18 protein-coding genes and 1 other RNA gene are annotated in these 22,705 nt (G+C 60.4%); 18 read left to right on the top strand and 1 reads right to left on the bottom strand.

The genetic code is table 11. From position 1 onward, the window contains the following. Positions 1 to 383: 383 nt before the first annotated feature. The 16 genes from upp to leuA all read left to right on the top strand — a co-directional run bounded on the left by upp (position 384) and on the right by leuA (position 17,672). Positions 384 to 1,025: a uracil phosphoribosyltransferase gene (gene upp / locus BGLCM_RS00095; RefSeq protein WP_044084328.1), complete on the top strand. Its 642-nt coding sequence runs from the start codon at positions 384 to 386 to the stop codon at positions 1,023 to 1,025. Between the two features lie 394 nt (positions 1,026 to 1,419). Then, positions 1,420 to 2,514 (top strand): P-loop NTPase, encoded by a 1,095-nt coding sequence (locus BGLCM_RS00090; protein ID WP_006295478.1) that lies wholly within the window; start codon positions 1,420 to 1,422, stop codon positions 2,512 to 2,514. A gap of 83 nt (positions 2,515 to 2,597) precedes the next feature. Then, complete coding sequence (locus BGLCM_RS00085) at positions 2,598 to 3,635, top strand: TadA family conjugal transfer-associated ATPase (RefSeq protein ID WP_006295477.1); 1,038 nt, start codon at positions 2,598 to 2,600, stop codon at positions 3,633 to 3,635. Then, positions 3,632 to 4,453, top strand: a complete 822-nt coding sequence (locus BGLCM_RS07870) for a hypothetical protein (protein WP_006295476.1) — start codon at positions 3,632 to 3,634, stop codon at positions 4,451 to 4,453. Before BGLCM_RS00085 ends, BGLCM_RS07870 begins: the two co-directional genes overlap by 4 nt. Before the next feature lie 65 nt (positions 4,454 to 4,518). Beyond that, positions 4,519 to 5,100, top strand: coding sequence for a hypothetical protein (locus BGLCM_RS00075; RefSeq protein WP_006295475.1), 582 nt, complete (start codon positions 4,519 to 4,521; stop codon positions 5,098 to 5,100). A 281-nt stretch (positions 5,101 to 5,381) separates the two neighbouring features. Next, the gene (locus BGLCM_RS00070) at positions 5,382 to 5,672 is read left to right on the top strand and encodes a DUF4244 domain-containing protein (RefSeq protein ID WP_006295473.1); all 291 of its coding nucleotides are present in this window, start codon (positions 5,382 to 5,384) and stop codon (positions 5,670 to 5,672) included. Between the two features lie 4 nt (positions 5,673 to 5,676). Next, positions 5,677 to 6,039, top strand: a complete 363-nt coding sequence (locus tag BGLCM_RS00065; RefSeq protein ID WP_006295472.1) for a TadE family type IV pilus minor pilin — start codon at positions 5,677 to 5,679, stop codon at positions 6,037 to 6,039. Between the two features lie 278 nt (positions 6,040 to 6,317). Continuing rightward, a complete protein-coding gene (locus BGLCM_RS00060; RefSeq protein ID WP_006295470.1) occupies positions 6,318 to 6,710 on the top strand; it encodes an Rv3654c family TadE-like protein in 393 nt (130 codons plus the stop codon). A gap of 236 nt (positions 6,711 to 6,946) precedes the next feature. Continuing rightward, positions 6,947 to 8,179, top strand: a complete 1,233-nt coding sequence (locus BGLCM_RS00055) for a diacylglycerol/lipid kinase family protein (protein ID WP_006295469.1) — start codon at positions 6,947 to 6,949, stop codon at positions 8,177 to 8,179. 114 nt (positions 8,180 to 8,293) lie between these two features. Continuing rightward, positions 8,294 to 11,089 carry a DNA polymerase III subunit gamma/tau gene (gene dnaX / locus BGLCM_RS00050; protein WP_044084326.1) on the top strand — a complete coding sequence of 932 codons (2,796 nt, stop codon included), beginning with the start codon at positions 8,294 to 8,296 and terminating at the stop codon, positions 11,087 to 11,089. Positions 11,090 to 11,185: 96 nt separating this feature from the next. Further along, positions 11,186 to 11,788 (top strand): recombination mediator RecR, encoded by a 603-nt coding sequence (gene recR / locus BGLCM_RS00045; protein WP_006295467.1) that lies wholly within the window; start codon positions 11,186 to 11,188, stop codon positions 11,786 to 11,788. A gap of 195 nt (positions 11,789 to 11,983) precedes the next feature. Next, a complete protein-coding gene (locus tag BGLCM_RS00040; RefSeq protein WP_006295466.1) occupies positions 11,984 to 12,745 on the top strand; it encodes an aspartate kinase in 762 nt (253 codons plus the stop codon). Between the two features lie 106 nt (positions 12,746 to 12,851). After that, positions 12,852 to 13,418: an ACT domain-containing protein gene (locus tag BGLCM_RS00035; RefSeq protein WP_006295465.1), complete on the top strand. Its 567-nt coding sequence runs from the start codon at positions 12,852 to 12,854 to the stop codon at positions 13,416 to 13,418. A gap of 84 nt (positions 13,419 to 13,502) precedes the next feature. After that, entirely contained in the window at positions 13,503 to 14,573 is a 1,071-nt protein-coding gene (locus tag BGLCM_RS00030) for an aspartate-semialdehyde dehydrogenase (RefSeq protein WP_006295464.1), read from the top strand. Positions 14,574 to 14,623: 50 nt separating this feature from the next. Beyond that, positions 14,624 to 15,262: a DUF5701 family protein gene (locus BGLCM_RS00025; RefSeq protein WP_006295463.1), complete on the top strand. Its 639-nt coding sequence runs from the start codon at positions 14,624 to 14,626 to the stop codon at positions 15,260 to 15,262. 499 nt (positions 15,263 to 15,761) lie between these two features. Next, positions 15,762 to 17,672, top strand: coding sequence for a 2-isopropylmalate synthase (gene leuA, locus BGLCM_RS00020; protein WP_006295462.1), 1,911 nt, complete (start codon positions 15,762 to 15,764; stop codon positions 17,670 to 17,672). Between the two features lie 187 nt (positions 17,673 to 17,859). Here the strand turns inward: leuA and BGLCM_RS00015 are convergent, their stop codons facing one another. After that, the gene (locus BGLCM_RS00015; protein ID WP_081450411.1) at positions 17,860 to 20,235 is read right to left on the bottom strand and encodes a transglycosylase domain-containing protein; all 2,376 of its coding nucleotides are present in this window, start codon (positions 20,233 to 20,235) and stop codon (positions 17,860 to 17,862) included. Positions 20,236 to 20,482: 247 nt separating this feature from the next. On the opposite strand from BGLCM_RS00015, the gene BGLCM_RS00010 reads away from it, so the two are divergent. Together BGLCM_RS00010 and ffs are read left to right on the top strand one after the other, a co-directional pair. Continuing rightward, positions 20,483 to 21,625, top strand: a complete 1,143-nt coding sequence (locus BGLCM_RS00010) for an inositol-3-phosphate synthase (RefSeq protein WP_006295459.1) — start codon at positions 20,483 to 20,485, stop codon at positions 21,623 to 21,625. Between the two features lie 542 nt (positions 21,626 to 22,167). Continuing rightward, an RNA gene (gene ffs, locus BGLCM_RS08140) (signal recognition particle sRNA small type) lies at positions 22,168 to 22,264 on the top strand. Positions 22,265 to 22,705: the final 441 nt, after the last annotated feature.

Below are 22,705 nucleotides of genomic sequence, written 5' to 3'. Positions count from 1 at the left end.
GTGCGCCGACATGGCGCTTTCGCGGTCCGACGTTTTCTTTCTTCTTTCCTTTTTCCTTCCCCTCTTTTCTTTTCCTATATCTTTCCTCTTACCTTCCTCTTCTTCCTCCTTTTCTCCTTTCGTGCTTCCCCTTTCGTGCCCCTTTCCCCACCCCCTTTTCTTCCTTTTCTCTTGGCGTCCATCCCTTTCTCTCTGCCGCCTTTTCCTCCCGACCACGCTGTTCTGCTGTTTTCTTTTCTTTATTTCCGCATGCCGTCATGGCCGCCGGCTACCCCATGATGGGGCGCGTGACTATGCGGCGCAATACGTTGCGATGCGTTAATGGTGTATGCAGCGAGGAACTGGCGAAATGCTGGCAACGGGCGGCGCTATGCTTAGAAACCATGGAACTTCAAGTACTGGATCATCCGCTGGTCGAGCACAAGCTCACCATTCTGCGTGATAAGAACACGTCATCTTCCACTTTCCGTGAGCTCGTCACTGAGCTCGTCACGCTCGAAGCCTATGAAGCCACGCGCAACATCGCCGTGGTCGACAAGCCGATTGAAACGCCGGTCGCCCCAATGATCGGCAAGGCCATTGCCAAGCCGCGTCCGATCATTGTGCCTGTGCTGCGTGCTGGTCTGGGCATGCTGGACGGCATGACGCGTATGCTGCCTTCGGCCGAAGTCGGATTCCTCGGCATGAAGCGTGATGAGGAGAATCCAACGCAGCAGATTACCTACGCCAACCGTCTGCCTGATGATTTGACGGGACGCCAGTGCTTCCTGATTGACCCGATGCTGGCCACTGGTGGCACGCTCGTGGCAGCCACGCATTATCTTGCCGACCGTGGCGCCAAGGATGTGACGGCCGTGTGTATCATCGCCGCACCAGAAGGCATCAAGTACGTTGAAGAAAACATCGACCCGTCCATCGATTTCAAGGTTGTGGTGTGCGGCGTGGATGAAGGCCTCAACGACAAGTCGTATATCGTGCCAGGTCTTGGTGATGCCGGCGACCGCCTCTACGGCGTCATCGACTGATCAGCTTCGCTGAACCAGTTGTGCTAACTGCATCCGCTCCATGCTGTGGCGGCTTGGTTCGTTATGGAATGCCACACTTTTCGCGCGAAAGGTGTGGCATTGCTTGTTGCTGGTGCCATGCGCATGCTCTCTGGCTCGTGGGCGTCGGGAGGAAGCGATCAGCACGGGGGCGCCGGAAGGAAGCGATCAGCGCGGGGGCGTGTGTCGCGCTCAAAAGCGTGTAGCGCACCAGCATGCCAGATGCAAACCGGTGGGTGCGTTGGCTTGCAATAACGCGCATGGGTGAGCGGGCGGCACTCATGACGGGGGCTGTGCATAGCCGGTGGATAACGGTCAGGTTATGCACAACGTCAGCCGAGTTGAACCAACTCAGCGGCTGCCGTTCAATCGGAGCATGACTACTGCAATCACAATAGGGCAACACCACAGCCTGGGCGATGGACGAAACATCATAGCCAAAGCGTGCTCGCCGCGCCGCTACTATGTGCCTGGCCGCAGCCAGGGCCAAGTCGAAGGCGGCCGGCTGAAAACGCAGGAATCCACGCGCAGCGTGCACTCAACACTGCCTACACAAGCCAAAGAACGCATGGCGCAGCGCCCTCCCGAAGGTTTGACTCCACGCCATGCATTGTCGCAAACCGTGAGCGTCACGAGCGCCACAGGCGGCATCGGCACCTCAACCTTGGCGGCATTGCTCGCGATGACACTGTGCCAGCAGCATGAAGGCGCAGTACTGATCGATGCGGACATACGCATGAACGGAGCCGGTCTTGACGTGCTGCTTGGCATGGAACATGATCAAGGTCGGCGCTGGCAAGATATCCATGCGCCGTTGGCACAGCTTGATGGTGTGGCGTTGCTGCAGGAGCTGCCATTGTGGCAAGACACTGCGGTGTTGACGTTTGACCCGTGGATGGCGCAGCAACCCCCGCAATGGTTCGAGGTGCAGGCAGCGGTCAGCGCGCTCGCCGCACAAGGCAAACCTGTGGTGGTGGATGCGGGATTGGGTACCGCGTTCACGCACGTGGCTGACCTTATGGCGTCGGCCATGGTCATAGCCGTGGAACTGTCGGTGCTGGGCTTGGCCCGGACCAAAGCGTATCTGGCATGGTTGGACCAGCTTTGGCAAGAACACGCATCGAGCGCATCCCCCAATAGCCAAGCGCTCGCCGCACATGCCGCACCACAACCATTGCTTGTGGGCATAACCCCGCGCGGAGCACAGCATGCGCGTGGCGTCGTGCCGCAGCCGGATGCTGAGGATTACTTGGATATGGCGCTCCTTGGTACCGTGAGGGCCGATGCGCGCTTGTGTTCCGATGTGCTCGATGGCATGGGCTTGGACCGCATCAGTAAACCGATGGCGCGTGTGATTGGCGACGTGGCCAACGCCGTGCAACGACTATGGCATGGCGAAGGTGCCGCTGAACAAGGTTCCCGCGCCGCAAGTGCCGCCCACGGCAACCACACCTCAGGTGCATCGCGATGAGCGGCCGGCACAGCGCGACATCCCGATCGTCAGCGCACGCAGCCCCAGGGGATTGCAATGCGGCACAGGCCGCACTAGCACCCATGCATGGCTGCGCTGTGGATTTGGGTCCGCTGGCCGCCATCGCACACCAACCCGGTGTGACCGATATTCTGCTCACTCCCGACGGACGTGTATGGGCTGACTGCGGACACGGCATGGAACGCATCACACCAGCCGTGCCCATGGATGATGCGGACGTGCAACGCATGTTCGCCGTGCGGCTGTGCGCCCAGCTTGGCACGCGCCTTGATGAAGCCAGTCCAATCGCCGACGCGTCAGCTGTGGATGGCACGCGCGTGCACGCCGTCATCGCGCCAATCGTGCCATCAGGAGCCGCCGTATCAATCCGTTTGCCTGACCGCACAGCAGTCAGCCTGGACGACCTTGAGCGTGAGGGCCTGTACCCGGCTCAGTGGCGTGCACTGCTGCAAGGCCTGGTGCGAGGCCATGCCAATGTGCTGATCTGCGGTGGTACGGGCGCCGGCAAAACCACGTTGCTCAAAGCGCTGCTCATGACCACGGCACAGCAGGAACGTATCGTGGCCGTTGAGGAAGTGCGTGAACTTGGCGCCGTACAGCACAGCCATTTGGTGTCGCTCGTGGCACGGCAAGCCAACGTCGAAGGCGCGGGCGCCGTGGGGTTGCCGCAACTGGTCAAGGCCACGTTGCGTATGCGCCCCGACCGCATCGTCGTCGGGGAATGCCGCGGTGAAGAAATCGCCGATTTGTTGCGAGCGCTCAACTCAGGCCACCGCGGCAGCATGACGACGTTACATGCCGACAGTGTGGAGCGTGTGCCGGCCCGCTTGGTCGCGTTGGGATTGTTGGCGGGTGTGCAGCCTGAAGCGCTCGCGTTGCTGGCCCAAGGCGCGTTTCAGGCGATTGTGCATGTGCAGCGCCGTGGTTCGCGGCGTTTCATTGATGAAATCGGTTGTTTTGGTCTGAATAATGGCGCGCTTGCCGCCCGTACGGCGGCGCGTTGGGATGGTAAGTCGGCTCCCGTCACGAACCCATTGTGGGCTTCGGCGATGCAACCGTGGTGCGCTATGGCCGCGTCGACACGGCAGGTGCTCGCATGATGCCGCTTGTGGCGGCGATGATCGCGGCCATGCTCACCTGGTTGGTAGTGTCACGAAACTCAAGCCTGCGCGCGCGGCTCACATCGATGTCGTCTGCAGCCAACACCAATGGCTCGCGGCAGACCGACCTGCACGCCTCGCATACTCAGAGCGTTGCCGGTTTGTTCGGCGGCTTTCGTTCGTCTCGTTCGTCCCATCCGGATGACGACGGCATGGGGCTTGGCGTGTGGCTTGCCGGAGCTGTGGCCGCGTTGCGTTCCGGCGCCGCGTTTGATGACGTCTGCATCGGCGCGCGAGGCCCATCGCCGCAGTCTCATCATTCACTGCGATTCCAGCGATCTCAGCTCGCTCACTCAAGCCACCGAGTAACGCAAGCTCATCAGCCCATGCGCATTCGAGACAGCATGGGGCGCATGCAGCCGCATTTGTTGCGTGCGATGCTTGCGCAGCATTGCAGCGTTGCCGACTCGGATCAGCAACTCACGCTTGTGGCCCAAGGGCTGTTGGCCGCCCACATGTTGAGCGCCCAATTGGGTTGCCGGGCGGCGGTGTGTTGTGAGGCCGTGCGTTTGGCTCATGCGCGCATGCGGTTGCAAGCTGATTTGACGGCCAACGCGTTTGCGATGCCGCGTTCCACGGTGCGTGTGCTTTCGGTGCTGCCCGCGTTGACGTTGCTGCTCGGAGAACTGTTGGGTGCTCATCCAATCGCGTTCCTGTGCGGTTCAGTATTGGGGTGGGTGTGTTTGTGTGTGGGCGCGTTGTGTTGGGGTGTGGGACTGTGGTGGATGCGCATGCTGCTCGAACGCGTCGCTGCTTGACCAAGGTATGGAACGCTTGACCGGTTCGTGGAACACGATTGCCCGTATACCAAAGGAGGGCAGGAATGCAAGCAATTTCAGGGTTGCAACCCGTATTGGCGGCGTTGCTGGCCGCCGGCATTGTCTGGGTTGGTTGTGGACGTGGAGTCGTTGGGCGGTTGAGAAAGTTTGCTCTTTCTAGTGCCAATAATCAGCGTCAACGAGCGTCCGTAACGCTGCCGGCTACGTTGACGTTGGAGTTATTGGCCGCTGCGTTGGGTGACGGCGCGTCCGTACCGCGCGCACTGATTGCCGTCGGGGATGTGGTTTCTGGCGCGACGGGGGACGGATTGCGTGTGGCAGGTCAACGGCTGTTGAACGGTTCGCTCTGGACCGACGCTTGGGTCATGGACGGCTCGCTGGCTGCAGGTGAGCGTCGCACGCTGCAGGCCGTGCGCGATTGTTTGCGCGCACCTTGGGAGCGGGGTACGCAAGCTGTGCCGCAGATCCGCGCGATGATTGAGCAGCTTGACACTGCCGAACGTGCCGACCTGGAGCAGCGGGCTTCGCGCCTGTCCGTCAATTTATTGGTGCCGACAGCGCTGTGTTTTCTTCCGGCATTCATTTGTATTGCCGTGATACCCACAATCGCCGCCATGATCAACTAATCGCCGCGAAGCATACCGAGCCAATGCAGTCAATTCACTCGGACCTTTGTGGATATCTTTTCAGTTATCCACAAAGGTCCGAGCGGCTCGACTTGCGCTGCGTCGTGAGGCACAGTGGATGCATGCCAGATGAGGCTGGCCTGTCGCAATGATGCGGCACTTCACAGCGCGGCAAACACCGCGCCGGGTACGGATTCTGGCTGCAGGCTGATTGGCGTGTGGCGGGATTTCGGTATGGCACACAATCCAATGAGACAGACCCAGTGAGGAAGGGGACTTGGATGGACCGCATGAACTTTGTTTGCAATCCCATGCTGGATGAGCGTTTGATCAGTGGCGGAAGCGACCCGATGGGGCAATTGATGCGACGTGGCATCGATTGGGCCGCCGATTGGCGCGGCCGCATGGCCGCTGTGATGGTCGAACCTGAACGTGGCGCCGCCACGGCCGAATACGCCGTGGTGCTTGTGGCGGCTACGGGTTTTGCCGCATTGCTTGTGGCGCTGCTTAAATCCGGCACCGTGCAATCGCTGCTTGAGGGCATTGTGCAGCGCGCGTTGACGATTAGTTGATGCGATGCTGCGCGAATGGTTCAACGCTCACGACGACGGGGCAGCCACTGCGGAATTCGCATGCGTGCTGCCCGTCGTGGTGGTGCTTGCCGTGTCGTTGCTCTATGTGGCGCGAGCCTCGGTCGTGTCGTTGAGCTGCCAGGATGCTGCGGCGAGCGCGGCGCGTGCGCTCGTTGTGGAAGGCGATGATGCGCAAGGTCGCGCCGTCATGGCGGCGCGGCAGGCTGCAGGCGATGATGTGCGCGTAACCGTCGGCGCATCAACGGGCGGCACACAGGTGACGGTGAGTTGTGCTGTGGTGCCTGACCCGCTAGGTGTACTACCCACGCGCGTGCAAGGCAAAGCCGTTGCCGTGAAGGAGCCGTGACACGGCCATGGCGGAACCATGGCGCAACCGCGGCAGAGCCATGGATGGAATCGTGGGGGCCGTGGCACAACGGAATGGAGTGCGTCTGGAGGAAGGGAGGAGGCGCGGTGTGGCGAGTGACAAATATGTCGGTTTTCGGACCGCGTGCATCAAAGCTTCACGTGCAACATAAAGCGTAGGGAAACAGCCTTTTGTTTCACATGAAACGTTGCGAGTCGTAATGGCCGTAAGGCTTGTCATCTGATGCCAGACACGAACGAGCATGAAGGGAGCGTGATATGCGTACTCAGCGTAGCGTGGCGCGCAAGCGTGCGCTCTGGCTCAACGGCAGTGATGAAGGAAGCATGACGGTGGTAGGTGCGGCGCTCGTCATGCTGTGCGCATTGCTGATCATAGCGGTGCTGTTGGGTGCCGATGTGCTGCTCAACCGCGCCAAGGCGCAATCAGCCGCCGACATGGCCGCGCTCGCCGGTGCGCAAGCGTATCGCAACGGAAACGCTGACGCGTGTGCGCTTGCGCAGCGCACAGTGCTTGGCAATGACGCCACGTTCGTATCGTGCCGCGTTGACGGTGACGATGTGCGCGTGGAAGCGGCGCGCGACGTCATGCTGCCAGTGCTTGGGCAGGTGAATGCGCGCTCGCGTGCCGGTCCCGTGCCATGCGGTGCGTGACAGGTCGGGTGGTGTGTGACAGCGCGACAGGTTGAGCGGGGCGCGACAGATCGAGCAGTGTGGTGGGCCAAGCAGTGCATGGCTGGAAGTCATGATGGTTCGCAACATAGGCTGCCCATGGTACGGGCGCGCAGCGCGTTCGAGGCTATCGGGTCAACGCCGTGAGATGCATGCGATGTTCGCTGGCAACTGCAGCGCTCTAGTGTGGGGGAGTTGTGCTGGTTACATTGGTTTGTATGAATCAAGAGCGCAGCACACAACCGCAATCCGCCATGAAGCAGTCGTTCGGTACGGTGGCGGTCATTGGCAATCCGACGTCCGGCAAAGGGGCGGGTGCCAAGGCTCTGGTGCAGTCCAAACAGCTGCTCGAAGAACGTGGCTCGCAGTATGGCTTTGACGTGATCGATTTGACTGGCGACAGTTTTGACGCTTCACTGCAGAACGCAACAACCCATGCTGACGACTACGACTATCTCGTGGTAGTGGGTGGTGATGGCATGATTGCGCTCGGCGCCAATGCGGTAGGTGGCACGAACAAACCGCTGGGCATTGTGGCCATGGGTTCGGGCAACGACTTCGCACGTGGCATGGATTTGCCAATCAACCGCCTGCAAACCGCCGTCGAAGGCGTTGTGGGCGCCATCGTCAAGCATTGCTCGATTGATGTGGACCTTGGCTTGGTCACCTCATTGCCTGGCAGCCATGCCGTGGACACCTCAACCGGTGAAGAGTTTGACGAACCACGTCCTATCCACAAGTATTTCGGCGGCATGCTGTCTTGCGGACTGGACGCCAACGTCAACGACCGCGCGAACCATTCGCATTTGCCCAATGGCTCCGTGCGCTACTTTGTGGCTCTCGTACAAGAGCTGCTGCATATGAAGCAGTACGGGTATCATGTGCAAGCCGAGCTCGCAGACGGATCCATGGTGGAATACGACCTGACCACCTCGATGTTGACTGTGGCGAACTCGCGGCATATCGGCGGAGGCATCCAGGTCTCCCCGTATTCGCGGTTCGGTGACGGTTTGCTCGACCTGGTCTGGCTTAGCCGCAAGCCGACATTGCGTGAATGCGCGACAGCCGTAAAGCGCAGCTATGCGGGACGTATCCTGAGCTGTCCGTTCATGGGATGGCAGCGCGTGCGTTCGGTGAAACTGTCGTACAGCGGTCAAGGCGCCGAGCCGCCAATCCTGTCGGCGGATGGCGAATACGTGGGCACGGTGCCTGTTGAAGTGCAGGCAGTGAGCAACGCGTTGCGTGTACTCGTACCGCCTGCCGTGGCCGAAGCGTTCCGTAATGCGACTGAGGAATCGACGATTGCGGCAATCCGCCGTGATGGTCGCGACCCGTTGACAGGCCTGTTCATGGAAGTTGACACAGCCATGGATCAGCAGGAAATGCAGGCGCAGGAAGCGGCGGGCGACCTGGCTGCATCTGACGCACCCGACGCGCCGAAGGCTGACTGACTGCGCGCTTGCAAACCAACGTGGGCGGCACGTGTCGGCCTTGGTATGAGGCGAGGCTCGATGGAGGGCTACCGGTACCGTGGATACATATTGTTGTGAAGGATGGGAAGACTCATGGCGCTCGCGTTGTATCGCAGGTATAGGCCCGATACGTTCGAAGGTGTGGTCGGTCAGGACCAGGTCACAGTGCCGTTGATGCGCGCACTGGACGCCAACAAGCTGACGCATGCCTACTTGTTCTCAGGTCCGCGCGGTTGTGGCAAAACCAGCTCGGCGCGTATTCTTGCGCGTTGCATCAACTGTGCCCAAGGTCCCACATCCCATCCGTGCGGCGAATGTGAAAGCTGCAAGGATTTGGCCAATGGCGGACCGGGTTCCATTGACGTGGTCGAGATTGATGCGGCCAGCCATAACGGTGTGGAAGATGCGCGTGAACTGCGCGACCGCGCAGGCTTCGCGCCGGCACGCGACCGCTATAAGATTTTCATCCTCGACGAGGCCCACATGGTCACGCCGCAAGGCTTCAACGCATTGCTCAAGATTGTGGAGGAGCCGCCTGAGCATGTCATGTTCATCTTCGCCACAACCGAGCCGGAGCGTGTGATCGGCACGATTCGCTCGCGCACGCATCACTATCCGTTCCGCTTAGTGCCGCAAGAAATCATGGGACCCTACCTCGAGCAGATCTGTGAGCAGGAACACATTGAAGCTGAACCTGGTGTGCTGCGCTTGGCGATGCGTGCAGGTGGCGGCTCGGTGCGCGATACGCTTTCGGTGCTCGACCAGCTGATGGTCGGTGCTGTCGATGGTGAGATGACCTACGACTCGGCTGTCGCATTGCTGGGATTCACGCCCGACGTGCTGATCAGCGAAGCGGTTGATGCCGTAATCAATCGTGATGGCGCCGCGCTGTATGGCGTCATTCAAAAAGTCATTGTCGGCGGTTTTGACGCACGCCGCTTTGTGGAAGACCTGTTGGCTTATGCGCGCGATTTGCTCGTGCTGACGCTGGCCGGCGACAAAGCTGAAAGCGTGCTCAGCGACGATGCGGCTGAGAACCGCGAAGATTTGCATCGTCAGGCCCAGGCATTGGGGCTGCCCGCAATCACGGCCATGGCTGAGACGATCAACCAGGCTCTGGTGCAGATGGTGGGTGCCGTGTCACCTCGCATGCGCCTTGAACTGTTGGCGGCGCGGCTGCTCGCTACGCGTGAACCCGGAGCGCTGCAGTCGGGTGCTGCGATGCGTGAAGGTGACGCCGATGTGGAGACGCACCACAAGGCTCCAGCGCCGCACGGTGGATTCATCGGTGCCGGGCGCAAAGAGATGCAGCCTGCCGCAACAACAGCCCAGACTGCATCCGCTACAACCCAGTCTGCATCCGCTCCCGCTCAGACCCCATCCGGCTCGCCGGCCGCCACATCGCAGCGTCAAGCATCGCAGGCGGCCGCGGCTCCCGCTGATGCCTATGCGTCAGCGGCGACCCATGCGGCGGCTGCCGATGCCGCGGCGACTGATGCCTGGGGTGTGGCGATGCCTGTGATGCCAGCAACCTCAGCTGCAGCATCACCATCGTCACCATCGTCGCCAGCAGCTTCAGCAGACGGCTCGGCATCCGCGCATGCGTCAGGCACTGCAGCCGACGCATCACAGGCATCGACATCGGCCGCCATGTCGGGTACGCCTGATGAGCGTTGGGATGCGCTCGTCGCCTCGCTGCCCGAGCAGATTCGCATGTATGTGGATCGCACCCATGTGCCGCGAATCAATCTGGCCGCAGATCCTCGCACGGGCGCGCAGCGGTTGTGGATTAAGTTCGATACGCCGTTGAGCAAGTATGCGTTCGCTTTTGCCGTGGCCAATGAGTCGATTGGCGGCTCGAACAGAGTGCAAGACATTGTGCGTGCCAAAGTGCATGAGGTGTTTGGCGACCAAGTCTCGCTGGCTCCCACGCAGAAAATGGCCAATGGCGAGGTGGCTCCTCCGGTCAGCCGTTTGACCGATGAACAGCGCAAGACGATCAAGGCGCAGATCATGCAGCGCGATCTCAAAGCTGTCGGCGCTGAATGGTCACAAGGACGCACATCGCATGGCGCCACTCAAGGATCAGCCGCCGCCGACCATGGGGAGGCGACGAACGATACGGCCAGCGACGGCGACCCGGCCGCTGCCGCTGCTTTCGCCACTCCGATTGCTGCGCAAACTGCTGTCTCTCCGGCATCAGCATCGACGTCAGCATCGGCATCGGCTCCCGTTACACAACCGTCAACGGATCCGTGGGGCAACCCGATGCCGATGACGGCCGCTGCCGTGTTGCATCCTCAAATCGACTTGAGCGACCCATGGGCACAGCCCATTGGGCAGTCGTTGGCGGCTCCCGTCTCGTTTGATTCAGCCACGCAAGCCTCATCGACGCCAGCAGATGCCACACGGGTGCCGACACATGGCGCTGCGGCACGCCAAGCCGCTTCCGAAGCGCAGGGATCTGGCACTGCAGCCCCTGTCGATCCCTCACGTCCGGTACCGACCGACAGTGAAGACCCATGGGCCGCATCCCAGATGCTGCATAGCCAGCATGGTCAGCATGGTCAGGCGGCAAACACCCGCGGCTTTGGCACAGCCGCGGCCACGGACATCCCTCAGGGCGATCCATATGGGCCGCAAGGCGCTGTGCCGCCTGCGCAGCAGCCCGAAGCCGGTCAGGGCTCCGCGCACACTGCGCAAGCCCAACCTGCAGTGCCTGAAGTTTCGGCTGAAGACGATGTGTATTCGCTTGATGACGACAGTCTGGAAGGCTCCGGCGTTGTAGACATCGAGGAAATCAAGCGTATGTTTGAAGTCAAGTCCGAGGAGCATTTCGCCGCCGACGACCCGCATAACCCGCACAACTCGCATACACAGCGCTCATGATGATGCGGCCTTCCACGCGCGCGTCTTCATGAGCGTATGTAGCGTGCAGCCTGCAGCGTGCGCTTGACCCATAGGCAATCATTTGGAGGATGAACGATGGCATTGGCTTATGATGGCGCGATCCAGCGTCTGATCGACGCATTCGCAAGCTTGCCGGGCATTGGTCCCAAAGGTGCGCAGCGCATTGCGTTCCATCTGCTCAGCGCTTCCGACGAGGAGGCGCAGCGTCTGGCGGATGCGATTGAGGAAGTCAAGCATAAAGTGCGTTTCTGCGAGATTTGCGGCAACGTTTGCGAAACGAGTCCTTGCGCGATCTGTTCCGATCCGCGCCGCGACCATACGATGATTTGCGTCGTCGAGGAGCCCAAGGATGTGATGAGCATCGAACGCACACGCGAATACCGTGGCCTCTACCATGTGCTCGGCGGCACCATCAACCCGATGGCCAACATCGGCCCCAACGACCTGGCGATCCCCGCATTGTTGGACCGCCTCAAAGACGACAGCGTGACCGAAGTCATCGTGGCGCTCAACCCCAACATCGAAGGCGAAGCGACCACCACGTATCTGAGCCGCTTGCTGTCGCCGCTGGAAATCAAAGTCACGCGTCTGGCCAGTGGCCTGCCTGTGGGCGCGGATCTTGAATACGCCGATGAAATCACGTTGTCTCGCGCGCTGATGGGACGGCGTGACGCCTAAGGCCGCAACAGACCAGAAGCCGCAACATTTCGCATAATGGGAGACCTGTGGGGTGTGTAGCGAACGGTTTCTATAATCGCGATACGTGCCATGTTCCGGTGGCACCCCATACAAGCCCCGTATCCATCCAGGATTTCCTTCAATGCAGGACGTTAATGCGGGACGTGAACCGAACATTTGAGAGACAGGACTGTTGTGGCGCTCATCGTGCAAAAATATGGCGGATCATCCGTGGCTGATGCCGAAGGCATCAAACGAGTCGCTCGACGCATTATTGAGACGAAGAACGCCGGCAACGAAGTCGCCGTTGTTGTTTCGGCCATGGGCGACACCACCGATGACCTCATTGACCAAGCGCTGAGCATTGATTCGCAACCTCCGGCACGCGAGATGGACATGCTGATGACGGCAGGCGAACGCATCTCGATGAGCCTACTGGCCATGGCGATCCATGCGGCCGGTTCGCACGCCTATTCGTTCACGGGTTCGCAGGCCGGTTTCATGACCGACGCCCAGTTCGGAGCCGCCCACATCAAGGCCGTCAACCCGGCACGTGTGCGCCGCGCGCTCGACAAGGGCAGTGTAGCTATTGTGGCCGGTTTCCAAGGCCGCAATGAGAAAGGCGACGCCACTACGCTGGGCCGTGGCGGTTCGGACACGTCGGCTGTGGCATTGGCCGTGGCATTGGGTGCCGACGTATGTGAGATTTATACGGATGTTGATGGCGTGTTCACGGCCGATCCGCGCATCGTGCCCACAGCCAAGCGCATTCCGTCCATCGGGTATGAAGAGATTCTTGAAATGGCATCCTGCGGGTCCAAGGTGCTCGCGCTGCGTTGCGTGGAATACGCACAGCGGTTCAAGATGCCATTGCATGTGCGCAGCTCGTTCTCGCATCGCCGCGGCACGGTGATTGTGCCGCCAGGGGTTGATGCAGACGCGTTGCCCAACCTGTGACGGAACGCCACAGTTGCAATACGGGAAACAAAACACATCACCCAACCCAATCCCCACCCAACCTGAACTTGACGAACGTTCATCATCAACGTAGGAGAACAACCCCATGACTGAAGCGGCACAGCAGAACCTCGGCGACCTTTTCCCCGACCTGGGCCAGGAAACCCCGATTATCTCGGGCGTGGCGCACGACAAGACCGAAACGCTCGTCACGCTGCGCGGCGTGACCGATGAGCCGGGCATGGCGGCGCGCGTGTTCCGCGGACTGGCTGAAGCCGGCATCAACGTGGACATGATCGTGCAGGCCGGCGCCTCCACGGGCCTGGCGGACATTTCGTTCACGATGCCGGGCGATGCGGCCGGCAAGGTACGCGAACTGCTGATCCAGCACCAGGACACGCTCGGTTTCAACTCGTTTGACGTCGACACGAACGTCGGCAAGGTGGCCGTGGTCGGCATCGGCATGAAAACGCACTCGGGTCTGGCGGCGATCTTCTTCCAGGCGCTCAGTGAGGAAGGCATCAATGTGCTGATGATTTCCACTTCCGAAATCCGTATCGCCGCGCTCGTGCCGCTCGACCAGCTTGACGCGGCCGTCAAGGCCCTGCACACGGCCTACGGTCTGGACGCCGACAAGGTTGAGGCCGTCGTCTACGGCGGCACGGGTCGCTGAACCCACTCTCACCCCACCCGATTCCAATTACGTGAATGAATTTGGACGGTCCCACGCCGCCCACCACAAGGCAGGAGATTGCACATGGTACAGATCAATGAACGCGGCGTAAACGTTGCCGTGTTGGGAGCCACGGGCCAGGTCGGCATGGTCATGCGACGCGTGCTGGCCGAACGGAACTTCCCGGTCAAGGACATCCGCTTCCTCGCGTCGGCCCGCTCGGCCGGCCAGACGCTCGAATGGGAAGGCCACGAAGTGCCCGTCGAGGACGTGGCCAAGGCTGACCTGAGCGGCATTGATATCGCCATCTTCTCGGCCGGTGGCGGCACCTCCAAGCAGTGGGCCCCCAAGTTCGCCGAAGCTGGCGCAATCGTCATCGACAACTCCTCCCAGTGGCGTCTGCACGACGACGTACCGCTCGTCGTGGCTGAAGTCAACCCTGACGACCTTGACGAGATTCCGGCCGGTATCGTGGCCAACCCGAACTGCACGACAATGGCGATCATGCCTGTCATGAAGCCGCTGGCGGACGCGTTCGGCCTCAAGCGCCTGATTGTCAGCTCCTACCAGGCCGTGTCGGGCGCGGGCCGCGCGGGCGTTGAGCAGCTGATGAACGAGGCTGCCGCGGCCGTCGAGCAGGGCGCCGACAAGCTTGTGTTCGGTGGCGACGCGATCGACTTCCCTGAACCCACGAAGATCGTGCGCACGATCGCGTTCAACGAAGTCCCGTTCATCGGCGACCTCGTGGACGACGGCTCCGAGGAGACCGACGAAGAGCAGAAGCTGCGCAACGAAAGCCGCAAGATTCTGCACTTGCCCGACCTCAAGGCGTCGTGCACGTGCGTGCGCGTGGGCGTGTTCACTTCGCACGGCATGAGCGTGAACGCCGAGTTTGAGAACGACGTGACGCCGGACGACGCGCGCCGCGTGCTGGCTGAGGCCGAGGCTGTTGAGCTCGTCGACATTCCGACGGCCCAGATGGCAGCCGGCCAGACGCCGAGCTTTGTGGGCCGCATCCGCCAGGATCAGGCTGTGGACGGCAAGAAGGGCCTCGCGCTGTTCGTCACGAACGACAACCTGCGCAAGGGAGCCGCGCTCAACGCCGTGGAACTCGCCGAAATCGTCGCCCGCAAGCATTACGCGGATCAGCTCTGAGCAACAAGCCCGGTCCGTGACGTGCGGCACCGGGCGCTAGGCTGGAAAACATGTCGGAAGCATCGAAAGAAGCACGCAGACAGCTTGAACGTATCATCGCGTTGGGCTACCCGGATGTGGCGGATATGAGCGCCGCCGCATTCCGGGCCCTCGCCGACCCGCTGCTGCGTTCGTTGGACGAGCAGGCCGAGTCAGGCGAGCTTGATTTGGGCCGCAACATTCTGCTCGTGCCCACGCGCGAGCTCGTGACGCCCGAATCGTTGATCGCACGCACGTCCATCAACCGCATGGCCGGCTTCACAACGATGCCGCCGCGAGATATCGCCAGTTTCGTGCCCACCGACGGGTTCGAGCCGCCCGAAGGCCCGTTCTATCTCGTCATCGAACCGCACACGGGCACCTGCTACGTCAACCGCGAGCCCGACGTGGCGCGCAAACTGATCGAGACCGACGAACGGCTGCCACTCACACTCGAAGAAGGCCTGGCCATCGCCACGCAGCATCCCGAGTGGCTGCTCGAGAAAAACGGCTTCAATCTGCTCGGCTCGCGCTCGAACGACGGCCGCGTGCCAAGCATCTGGATGAGCCAGAACGCCCCGCGCCTCGGCGCCGTGTGGCCCAACTCGCGTCACACCTGGCTCGGCAACGCGTACTGCGTCGACCGCGTGGGCGTCAATTTGATGGCCTGAGAGAGGCGCTGGCGGTTGGGCTGGGGGCGGTTGGGTTGCGGACGGTTCTGTAAGCGGGGACGCTGTTTTTCTGAAAATTTTTATATTGCTGCATACCCTCGTGGCAAGCGTGCCGTTGCGCGTCCCCACGTTTCGTAAGCGCTGCAACCGAGGACGGCTGGCTGCCGGATCTGTTTTGCATGTGGCTTGAATCGCGGTCGGATTCAACCCGAATCTCAGCCGAACCCCAGCGGATCCCAGCTGACCCCAGCACCATGCACCCAAAAATCGACTCTCCAAACACGCCTCAAGAGCACCCCCAACCCCACCCCCATACTCACCCCCCACGTGTTTTCGCATGATTTGCTCATTATTTGTGCAGATTTTTGAAATGTCTACCAACATCCGTGTCGTAACGCGGTAAAGTCGGAACACACCACGCGGTCAGTCATGCCCTGATCACCGATCAACGGCCTGACCATGAAGCAGCCCGCGTACCAACCAACACGAAGGAGGACAGATGGCACAGGATCAATCGTCAGTGTTTGATCTTGCCGCAGTTGCAGCGGCATCCAACGGAGGAAACAACGATCCGCTGCTGCCTCCGGCACGATTCATCGGATGCCCGCAGAAGCCCAGCACAATGCCGTATACGAAGTATCTGGCCTACAACAAGCAGGTGCCGTTCGACTATCCGCAGCGCACCTGGCCGAATAAGACGCTGCGCCGCGCCCCACGCTGGTGTTCCGTGGATTTGCGCGATGGCAACCAAGCGCTGGTCAACCCTATGGACTCCGAGCGCAAGTTGCGTTTCTGGAACCTGTTGCTCAAGATGGGTTTCAAAGAGATTGAAGTCGGTTTCCCGAGCGCGTCCGAAACCGATTACGACTTTATCCGTATTCTTATTGAACGTGAACTGATCCCCGATGATGTCACGATTGTTGTGCTCACGCAGGCCCGCGAGCATCTGATCCGCAAGACATATGAATGCCTCAAAGGCGCCAAGCGCGCGATTGTGCACTTCTACAACTCCGTGTCGGTGCTGCAGCGTGAAGTCGTGTTCCGCAAGGACCGCGAGGGCATCACGAAGCTCGCCACTGACGCCGCCGAACTGTGCAAGCAGCTCGAAAGCGAAGCCGAGGGCATCGACCTCTACTACGAGTATTCGCCCGAATCGTTCACGGGTACCGAACCCGAGTATGCGCTCGAGGTGTGCAACGCCGTAATCAGCGTGATCAAGCCCACTCCTGAACATCCAATGATCATCAACCTGCCGGCCACCGTCGAAATGACGACGCCGAACGTGTTCGCCGACCAGGTCGAATACATGTCAACGAACCTCGACCATCGTGACTCTGTCGTGCTGTCGCTGCACCCGCACAACGATGAAGGCATGGGCGTGGCCGCCGCTGAGCTCGGCATGCTGGCCGGTGCCGACCGTATCGAAGGCTGCCTGCTCGGCAATGGTGAGCGCACGGGCAACGTGGATCTGATCACGCTCGCGCTGAACCTACTCACGCAGGGCATCGACCCGCAGCTTGAGGTGTCCGATGTGCCGGCGATTCGCAAGACGGTTGAATACTGCAACCAGATCAAGATTTCCGAGCGTCATCCGTATGCCGGCGACTTCGTGTTCACGGCTTTCTCGGGCTCCCATCAGGACGCGATCAAGAAGGGCTTGGAAGCGCGCGAGTTCGCTGCCGAACAGCAGGGTGCCAAGCTTGAGGACTTCGTCTGGCTCGTGCCGTATCTGCCGATTGATCCCAAGGATGTGGGCCGCTCGTATGAGGCGATCATCCGTGTTAATTCGCAGTCGGGCAAGGGCGGCATGGCGTATCTGCTTAAAACGAAGCATCATCTTGACCTGCCCAAGAGCTTGCAAATCGAGTTCGACAAGGTGGTGCAGGCCCATGCCGACCGCACGAAGAAGGAAGTGACGAGCGACGACATCTGGCGTCTGTTCAAGGACGAGTATCTGCCCGTCCAGGAGAGCGGTGCCACGGAAATTGAGGGTGCGGCCGTGCAGGATCACGACGAGTCGCTCGAACAGTGGGGCCGTCTCAAGCTGCTCAAGGTGTCGGTTTCGTCGGGTGAAGACGGTTCGGACACGCAGCTGCAGGCCACGCTGCTCGACCGCGGCATCAATCCTGGTGAGGACGAGGAAATCGAACGCACGATTGAGGGCAGCGGCAACGGCCCGATCGCTGCGTTCCTCGACGCTGTCAAGACGTTCGGCATCATCGCGTCCGTCCAGGATTACGCCGAGCACACGATGTCCGTCGGTTCCGACGCGTTCGCTGCGGCTTACGTCAAGTGTGAGATTGGCGAGCACGCTGAGCGTCGCGTCGTGTGGGGCGTCGGTATCGACTCGTCGATCGTCACGAGCTCGCTCAAGGCCATCATTTCGGCAATCAACCGTTACCAGCGCTGACCGGACCGCTCCGTCCGCTCGGTCGGCTCGGTCGGCTCGGTCGGCTCGGTCGGCTCCGTCCGCGCAACGCCAAGGCCCGGCATCTCACGCAAGTTGAGATGCCGGGCCTTGGCCGTTGTGTGCCCCTCCCCTCCCGTTTTTTTTGGGGGGGGGCGAGGGGCTGTTTTTATTTATTTTCGCGCAACCCTCATGGCTGTTTTGCCGCCGCATTCGCATTGGTGTTCGATGCCTGACGGTTTTGCGCCTGTGGCGTTGCCGGCGCTGCCGGTGTGGTCGTCGATGGTTCCGGCGCTGGTTCGGTAGGCGACTCGGTCGGCGTTGGAGTGTCCGGCGTCTCGGGCGTGGTCGGCTGCTCAGGAGTGGGCTGTGCCGGCTGAGGCGAGCTCGGAGTCGGGGACTGCGAGCTCGGCGAATCCGACGGGCTCGGCTCCGTGGTCGGCTGTTCCAATGGCGTGTAGGGGCGTTGCGAGCCTGCGCTGCTGCCGCCGTTGATGCCCCACTTACCGTCAGGGCCGCCAATCTTGCCATTGTCAATAGCCGTCGGGAACTCTTCCACCGGCATCGAAGCCACGGCCGTCGTCATGAATTCTTGGAACAAATGAGCCGGGTAACCAGTGGAGCTCACACCATAGCCTGCGAATGGCGGCACCACCTGTGCGCTGCCATCAGCGGCCGGATTCCAGATAGCCCACACATTCATCAGCTGTGGCGTGTATCCCACAAAGCTGGCGGCTGTCTCATCATTGGCCGTACCGGACTTGCCTGCGACGGGGCGGCCCAACGCTTGCGAGACGCCGGCCGCCGTACCGTTACGCGTGGTGCCGAGCATGGCGCTTTGCGTCAGCGCGCAGTCGTTCTCCTCAAACACCTTCGTGCTCGTCACGTTCGGCTTGTACAGGTCCTTGCCATCCTTGGTCACATCGGAGACCACATGCAACGGTGTCTTCATGCCATTGGCCGCAATCGTCGCGTGGCCTTGGGCCAGGTCCCAGACGGTGATCGAGTTGATGCCCAGAATGTTGTAGAGCGTATCAGGGTTGATTTCGCTCGTAATGCCGGCGTCTTTGACAATCTCGGCATAACGCTCTGGCGTCAGATTCTGGTTGACATTCATGAACACGGTGTTCACCGAGTTGGCCGTGGCCTGGTAGAGGTTGATGTTGCCGTAGCTGATGTTCAACGCGTTCGGCACTTCGGCGAACACGCCTGGCGTGGTTTCAAAGAGTACGGGGGAGTTGCCGTTAAACAGCGTGTTGAAGCTCACGCCGCTTTGGGCGGCTCCGATCAGGCCGAACGGTTTCATCGTCGAACCCGGCTGGAATCCAGCCTGGGTCGCGTTGTTCAACGCCTTGCTGATGTAATCGCGCCCGCCATACATGGCTTTGACTTCACCCGTTTTCTGGTCGACGGCGATGCCGCCCACCTGCAACGTGTCGGGCATGCCCTCGGGGCGTTCATTGCCGACTTCAGTCATGCGTGATTGCATGTCTTTGTCGAGCGTCGTCACAATCTTGTAGCCGCCAGTTTCAAGCTCTTCCTTCGTGAACGCCTTCGCGTTGACGAGCTCGTCTTGCACAGTGGTCAGCAAATACCCGTTTTCACCAGCGAAATCATTGTTCAACGTTTCAGGAATTGGCTCGCCAAACTTCGCGTCATCAGCCTGCTGCTGCGTGATATAGCCGTCTTCGACCATGATTTTCATCACGCGGTCATAACGCTGCTTGGCCTTGTCGGGGTTGACACCCGGGTTCCAGGCGCTCGGGGCCGGAATGATGCCGGCAATGGTCGCCGCCTCACCAAGCGTCAGGTCCTTTGCATCTTTGCCATAGTAGGCCTGTGCCGCAGCCTGGATGCCGTAAGCGCCACGACCCAGATAGATCGTGTTCATGTAATTGCACAGCACTTCGTCTTTGTCTTGGGAGTTGGCGATTTTCATGGCCAGGATGGCTTCCTTGACCTTGCCCGAATACGAAGTGGTTTCGCCCAAATAATACCGTTCGGCGTATTGCTGTGTGATGGTGGAACCGCCTTGGCGCGCGCCGCCCGACAGGTTGTTGATCAATGCTCGCGTCATGCCGATCGGGTCGATGCCGTTATTGGAATAGAACGAACGGTCCTCGGATGCGACAATGGCTTGCCCCACATATTTGGGCAATACCGAACAGTTGATCACTTCGCGGTTTTGCTCAGCGAACGAACCGATGCGCGTGGTGCCGTCCGAGTAGTAGACCGTCGTCTTCTCCGACAACGCGATCTTGTCTGGCTGGGGAATGTCCGTCGTGGCATAAAGGAACGCGAACACGGCGATGCCGATCACGAACAGTCCGCCAATGATGCCAAGCGGAATCTTCCACCACAAACCTTTGTGCTTGCGCTTGGGGTTATTGGAATGCCTGTTCGGAGCTTTACGGCGTGGGCCGTTGGAACGCTGGGTCGATGAAGAAGTCGCGTTGGAAGCGGAGCGCCGTGCCGGGCCGTTTGAACGTGTGCCGGCAGTGCTGCGCGCAGTGCGTGCGGAACTTGAATTGGCGCTTGAACTCGCGGTGCGTGTCTGTGAAGCCATAGGTTCCAAGGTAGCCGCCATGCCCGAAAACCGTGTCCATTCTCGCTACCAACGCGAAGATCCGGCTGACAACCCCCCTCGCTGCTCCCTCCCCACCCCTTCCTTCCTTCACAGTCAAGTCAGCGCAAAATCAGTGCGGAATCCTTGATATCGCAACGTTGAGCGTAGTGCAAGGTATGCTATATGGTTGGAAACCTTCCGCAGGGTTGAACTAACTATCTAGGACTATTTAGAGGAGCCGTTAGAGATGAGCATTCGCGTGGCAATTGCAGGCGTGGGTAACTGCGCCTCGTCACTCGTGCAGGGCGTTGAGTATTACAAAGATACCAAGGATGAAGACAAGATCCCCGGTCTGATGCATAACAACTTCGGAGGCTACCGTGTCAGCGACATCGAGTTCGTCACGGCTTTCGATGTGGATGCCGAGAAGGTTGGCAAGGACCTGTCCGAGGCTATCTTCGCCTCGCAGAACAACACGTACAAGTTCTCCGACGTGCCGAATCTGGACGTCGAGGTGCTGCGTGGCCCGACCAATGACGGTCTGGGCGAGTACTACCGTCAGATGATCACCGAGTCCGACGCCGAGCCCGTGGACGTGGCCCAGGTGCTGCGCGACAAGAACGTTGACGTGCTGATTTCCTATCTGCCCGTGGGTTCTGAGGAGGCCGACAAGGCTTACGCTCAGGCCGCCATGGACGCTGGTGTCGCGTTCGTCAACTGCCTGCCCGTGTTCATCGCTTCCGACCCTGTGTGGGCTCAGAAGTTCCGTGACGCTGGCGTGCCGATTGTTGGCGATGATATCAAGTCCCAGGTTGGCGCCACGATTACGCACCGCGTGATGGCTCGCCTGTTTGAGGACCGCGGTGTGCGTCTCGACCGCACGTACCAGCTCAACGTCGGCGGCAACATGGACTTCATGAACATGCTGCAGCGTTCGCGCCTCGAGTCCAAGAAGATTTCGAAGACGCGCGCCGTCACGTCCGTCGTGCCTCACGATATGGATCCGTACAACGTGCACATCGGCCCGTCCGATTACGTGGCGTGGCTCGACGACCGCAAGTTCGCGTTCGTGCGTCTCGAAGGCACCACGTTCGGCGATGTTCCGCTGAACCTCGAATACAAGCTTGAGGTTTGGGATTCCCCGAACTCCGCCGGCATCGTCATCGACGCGCTGCGTGCCGCCAAGATCGCTCTCGACCGCGGTCTGGCTGGCCCGATTCTCGCGCCGTCCTCCTACTTCATGAAGTCCCCGGCTGTGCAGCATGAAGACAACGAAGCCCGTCAGCTCGTTGAAGAGTTCATCGCCGGCAACGTCGAGGGTGACGAAGCTCAGCTCGACGCCGACGTCGCCGCCGCCAAGGCCGCTGGCAAGGACGTCTGGAAGGCCTGATCCGTTCCGCCGTTTCTTGTTTGATTATTTCCGCCGCTACGCGGCCGTTCCACTGGCCGCCGCAACGGCATAACGTGAAGCGCGCCCCTCGGGGTGCGCTTCCGCGTTTCTACAACCATCTCTATCCCTCCGCCAGTTCGCCACATACTCGCCCCACAGGCCTGGGGGATAACGGCACACTCCGGCCCTATTCCCACACCAGTTCGCCACATACTCGCCCCACTTAACCTGCGAGCCTCGGGTATTCCCATTTGATGCTGCTTCCATATCCCCATAATCCCGCCTCGCGGGAGATGTCACTCTCGGCCCGCACACCTCGAGCCGTTCCCGTCCGAAATGCGTTTTGCATCCCTATAACTCTGCGCTACCGAAATCGGACTTAACCTGCGAGCCTCGGGTATTCCCATTTGATGCTGCTTCCGTATCCCCATAATCCCGCATCGCGGGAGATGTCACTCTCGGCCCGCACACCTCGAGCCGTTCCCGTCCGGGATACCATTTTGCGTTTCCATGACCATAAGTCCGGGCATGGTGTACACTTGGTAGAGCCTTCACGCGGCAACAAGTCGCCCAATCCCCCCAGGACGGGAACGTAGCAAGGGTAAGCGGCCTCTGTTGGGTGCGTGAAGGTTTTTCTTTTCCCTACTTCCTTGATCTCCACCCCACATTTTCACCGCCGCACCACCTCTTCATCCCCAATATCGCCGCCCCTGCCCAAACCCCTACCTTTTCTTGCATCATTCCCTCTTTCAATCGCGCCCATCTCCCTACCCGACTGACGTGGGATAAGCGTGTTCTCCGTTAGATGTGATTTCTCTTTACCAATCCACCGCCGCACCGCTGCCAATGTGACCACAACCGCGTCTTTCCTGACCACGCTGGTAAGTAAAGATGCAGTTTCGGGACGGGAAAGGTCATTATCCTGACCATGCTGGTCAGGAGGGATGCGGTTTTTGGGGTGGGAAGTGTAGTTTTTCTGACCGGGCTGGTCAGGAGGGAGGCGGTTTCGGGTTTGCAAGTGCAGTTTTCCTGACCGGGCTGGTCAGGAGGGAGGCGGTTTCGGGTTTGCAAGTGCAGTTT

It is taken from the genome of Bifidobacterium gallicum DSM 20093 = LMG 11596 (assembly GCF_000741205.1).
In the GTDB taxonomy this organism is placed as follows: Bacteria; Actinomycetota; Actinomycetes; order Actinomycetales; family Bifidobacteriaceae; genus Bifidobacterium; species Bifidobacterium gallicum.
This window is presented reverse-complemented; position numbering and strand designations above follow the sequence as displayed.

Bases quoted from the DNA above. Each gene is read 5' to 3' on its own strand.
- upp (WP_044084328.1), top strand. From the start codon at position 384: ATGGAACTTCAAGTACTGGATCATCCGCTGGTCGAGCACAAGCTCACC.
- BGLCM_RS00090 (WP_006295478.1), top strand. From the start codon at position 1,420: ATGACTACTGCAATCACAATAGGGCAACACCACAGCCTGGGCGATGGA.
- BGLCM_RS00085 (WP_006295477.1), top strand. From the start codon at position 2,598: ATGCATGGCTGCGCTGTGGATTTGGGTCCGCTGGCCGCCATCGCACAC.
- BGLCM_RS07870 (WP_006295476.1), top strand. From the start codon at position 3,632: ATGATGCCGCTTGTGGCGGCGATGATCGCGGCCATGCTCACCTGGTTG.
- BGLCM_RS00075 (WP_006295475.1), top strand. From the start codon at position 4,519: ATGCAAGCAATTTCAGGGTTGCAACCCGTATTGGCGGCGTTGCTGGCC.
- BGLCM_RS00070 (WP_006295473.1), top strand. From the start codon at position 5,382: ATGGACCGCATGAACTTTGTTTGCAATCCCATGCTGGATGAGCGTTTG.
- BGLCM_RS00065 (WP_006295472.1), top strand. From the start codon at position 5,677: ATGCTGCGCGAATGGTTCAACGCTCACGACGACGGGGCAGCCACTGCG.
- BGLCM_RS00060 (WP_006295470.1), top strand. From the start codon at position 6,318: ATGCGTACTCAGCGTAGCGTGGCGCGCAAGCGTGCGCTCTGGCTCAAC.
- BGLCM_RS00055 (WP_006295469.1), top strand. From the start codon at position 6,947: ATGAATCAAGAGCGCAGCACACAACCGCAATCCGCCATGAAGCAGTCG.
- dnaX (WP_044084326.1), top strand. From the start codon at position 8,294: ATGGCGCTCGCGTTGTATCGCAGGTATAGGCCCGATACGTTCGAAGGT.
- recR (WP_006295467.1), top strand. From the start codon at position 11,186: ATGGCATTGGCTTATGATGGCGCGATCCAGCGTCTGATCGACGCATTC.
- BGLCM_RS00035 (WP_006295465.1), top strand. From the start codon at position 12,852: ATGACTGAAGCGGCACAGCAGAACCTCGGCGACCTTTTCCCCGACCTG.
- BGLCM_RS00030 (WP_006295464.1), top strand. From the start codon at position 13,503: ATGGTACAGATCAATGAACGCGGCGTAAACGTTGCCGTGTTGGGAGCC.
- BGLCM_RS00025 (WP_006295463.1), top strand. From the start codon at position 14,624: ATGTCGGAAGCATCGAAAGAAGCACGCAGACAGCTTGAACGTATCATC.
- leuA (WP_006295462.1), top strand. From the start codon at position 15,762: ATGGCACAGGATCAATCGTCAGTGTTTGATCTTGCCGCAGTTGCAGCG.
- BGLCM_RS00015 (WP_081450411.1), bottom strand. From the start codon at position 20,235: ATGGCTTCACAGACACGCACCGCGAGTTCAAGCGCCAATTCAAGTTCC.
- BGLCM_RS00010 (WP_006295459.1), top strand. From the start codon at position 20,483: ATGAGCATTCGCGTGGCAATTGCAGGCGTGGGTAACTGCGCCTCGTCA.